The organism is Cohaesibacter sp. CAU 1516 (genome assembly GCF_005771485.1).
In the GTDB taxonomy this organism is placed as follows: Bacteria; Pseudomonadota; Alphaproteobacteria; order Rhizobiales; family Cohaesibacteraceae; genus Cohaesibacter; species Cohaesibacter intestini.
In genome coordinates this window covers 1-2495 of record NZ_VANT01000031.1, presented here as the reverse complement: position 1 = coordinate 2495, position 2495 = coordinate 1, and the positions used below count along the sequence as shown (strand labels likewise).

The following is a 2495-nucleotide window of genomic DNA, read 5'->3' as shown; positions in this document are numbered from 1 at the left end:
GCAAAGGATTGGGAAGCTTCCATCGCCAGTTCTGTCGCATGGGTCACCATTGCCAACATCAGAGTAATGATCCGACGTTTGGCAACATATTGTTATGTCGCATGAACTTTTGAATCAGGCTCTCAGATCGTGTTCGGCATCGAAGGTCGGATAAGGCTCTTCAACAATCAAAGGACCATAGAGACCACGCGCCACCTGATTCCAGCTCTTGTTGTGCGCGTGATACCAATAGGTGCCCGCATCCGGAACTACAAAATCATACTCAAAGCTCTCTCCCGGTTTGACCGCTTCTTGCGTCAAACCCGAGACACCGTCCATTGCATTGTCGATACGGATGCCATGCCAATGAATAGAAGAAGGCTCCTCAAGTTCGTTGATGAAACGAACCTTGATCCTTTCTCCCTGTTTGACCCGAATTTCCGGTCCCGGCGCTCGCCCATTATAGGTCCACAGTGTCGAATTTGGCGCATTGCCTTCATAGATCTTTTGCTCCGATTTCATGGCCCGTATTTCAAGGAAACCATCTTGAGCTAATGCAAAGGAATAAGGTGCGGGCACTACTCCGAACGCTGCTGCGCCAAGGCCGCGTTTGATCAAATCACGCCGGGTCAGTTTCATGTCATTCATCCAAATCAAGCAAAAATGTAGCGATGGCTTCGCGATCTTGTTGGCTCAGAAATGAGGTGCCATCTCTTACGACTTCACCCATTGAGCCGCCAAACACGTCTCCGTCAGGGGTCAGGCCAGTGCGGAGCGCATAAGCAAGGCTTTCTTTGTCCCAGCCGCGTTTTTTGAGCGCCTGTGAAGTGATGGCTGGAGATTTGCCACCATCTGGCAACTTGTCTGCTCCATGAAGCTTAAGCTCTGCTTGTCTGGCACCCAAGATATTGCGCGGCGTATGGCATGCTGCACAGTGTGCCGGGCCTTCCACGATATACTGCCCTCTCTGCCACATCTCGCTCTTGCCTTCTGCCGGCTTGAAGCCGGTAGAATCCAGAAACAAACCCCGCCATATTTTTAAGCTGGCGCGAATGTTGAAAGGAAATCCCAAATCTTGCGGGATCGATGGTTCGGCAACCGGAGGCACCGTCTGGAACGCAGCCCAAAGATCCGCGATATCCTGATCACTCAACTTGGCATAAAAGGGATAGGGAAACGCCGGATAGTAAGGGGTCCCTTCTGGCGAGACCCCTTGCCTAACCGCTCGGGCAAAATCATCAATACTCCACGCCCCAATGCCTTGCTCTTTGTGTGTGGTAAGGTTAGGCGAATAAAAAGTTCCAAAATCAGTCTTCAATGCCAAACCGCCGGCAAGCGGTTTGCCGTCACCGGCCACATTGGTGTGGCAAGCAATGCATCCGGCCATCCGGGCGAGATAGGCCCCACGATCGGGCACACCTTCAAGCGCCTCCAGCTGTGGTGCGTTGCCAATTGGCCAATGCTCAAGAGCGGTGAAAGCAGCCCCGGACAATGCCAGGGCCACAACCAAAAAAAGGATAGGCTTCTTCATGCCTATTTCTTCTCGGCTCTATAATCGGTGTGACAGGCAGAACAAACCTGCACCATCATAGTGAAGACACCCTCGGCAGGCATTTGAGCGAGGCGTTCGGGCGTGATATGATCTGCGGCGTTGGCGGTACCCATGCCGCTCCCCATCATGGGGGCCTGTTTCCCCATCATCGAACCAGCTCCCTTGCCCATCATGGCACCCATGCCCGAGCCAGCGTTTTTGCCCATCATAAGGCCATTGTCAGCAGCAGCCTCAAGGCCGGTTGCAAAAGTCTCTAGCTGGCTTGCGAGTTTGCTGAACTTTTCCCAATCGGTCCAAATTTCAGCCTTTGCTTCTGATGGCATTTTCAAAGACCCTTCTGGAAAGCCCTCGGTCAATGCGTCTCCAGCATGGCTTTTGATGATCGCGGCCTCCTTACGAACAGCATCTGCGTCATAGTCGGTCTTGCCTTGCATGATGTCCTTTAGAACCTTAACCGCTTTCCCCATCGAGCTCATGGCATCCATGCGTTCTTTGATCTCGCCAGTGGCCCCACCATGGGCCAGAACTGAGACGGGTAGGACGATGCTCGCCGAGACAGAAAGTGCAACGGCGGCGGTAACAAATAGCTTTTTCATTATGAAGTGCCTCTTGATTGAAATTTTATGATCGTAAATTCAATCAAGCAAAACGAGGCGGAGGTGGTTCCAACGAGACAACAATAGCGATCAGATCAGACATCAAAGATGGCAATTTGTCTGCCTCAGCCAGTGCGGGCAATGCTGTCGGCGCCGTTAGCAAAGTCAGTATCATGGCTCCGCAATGAAGGGATGTGTTGTCGATAGACATATCAGGATCGTGATCATGAGCCTGATCGACATCCTGCTGATCTATATGACTATGCTCGGCTTGATAGCTATCGCCATTGTCTATTAATTCATGGCCATGAGTAAAACTGCCTCCAGCATAAGCAAGAGAGATCATGCTGAAGTAGATCAGCACAAAT

The 2495-nt window shown here is 51.7% G+C and carries 4 protein-coding genes and 1 pseudogene; 1 reads left to right on the top strand and 4 read right to left on the bottom strand.

Going from position 1 to position 2495, the window contains the following annotated elements; genetic code table 11:
- Nucleotides 1-105, top strand: a pseudogene (locus tag FDK21_RS20425) (IS5/IS1182 family transposase); the annotation flags it as partial.
- Between the two features lie 9 nt (nucleotides 106-114).
- On the opposite strand, the gene FDK21_RS20420 reads toward FDK21_RS20425, so the two are convergent.
- The 4 genes from FDK21_RS20420 to FDK21_RS20745 form a co-directional block, all read right to left on the bottom strand.
- Complete coding sequence (locus FDK21_RS20420; RefSeq protein ID WP_171022245.1) at nucleotides 115-618, bottom strand: multicopper oxidase domain-containing protein; 504 nt, start codon at nucleotides 616-618, stop codon at nucleotides 115-117.
- A gap of 1 nt (nucleotide 619) precedes the next feature.
- Nucleotides 620-1510 carry a cytochrome c gene (locus FDK21_RS20415; protein WP_138150700.1) on the bottom strand — a complete coding sequence of 297 codons (891 nt, stop codon included), beginning with the start codon at nucleotides 1508-1510 and terminating at the stop codon, nucleotides 620-622.
- Between the two features lie 2 nt (nucleotides 1511-1512).
- On the bottom strand, nucleotides 1513-2127 hold the full coding sequence (locus tag FDK21_RS20410; RefSeq protein WP_138150699.1) for a cytochrome c: 615 nt from the start codon (nucleotides 2125-2127) through the stop codon (nucleotides 1513-1515).
- Nucleotides 2128-2170: 43 nt separating this feature from the next.
- The coding region (locus tag FDK21_RS20745; RefSeq protein ID WP_171022243.1) for a hypothetical protein at nucleotides 2171-2495 on the bottom strand (325 nt) is incomplete at its 5' end.

Excerpts from the sequence above, each read along its gene's own strand:
- FDK21_RS20420 (WP_171022245.1), bottom strand. The coding sequence starts at position 618 with ATGAAACTGACCCGGCGTGATTTGATCAAACGCGGCCTTGGCGCAGCA.
- FDK21_RS20415 (WP_138150700.1), bottom strand. The coding sequence starts at position 1,510 with ATGAAGAAGCCTATCCTTTTTTTGGTTGTGGCCCTGGCATTGTCCGGG.
- FDK21_RS20410 (WP_138150699.1), bottom strand. The coding sequence starts at position 2,127 with ATGAAAAAGCTATTTGTTACCGCCGCCGTTGCACTTTCTGTCTCGGCG.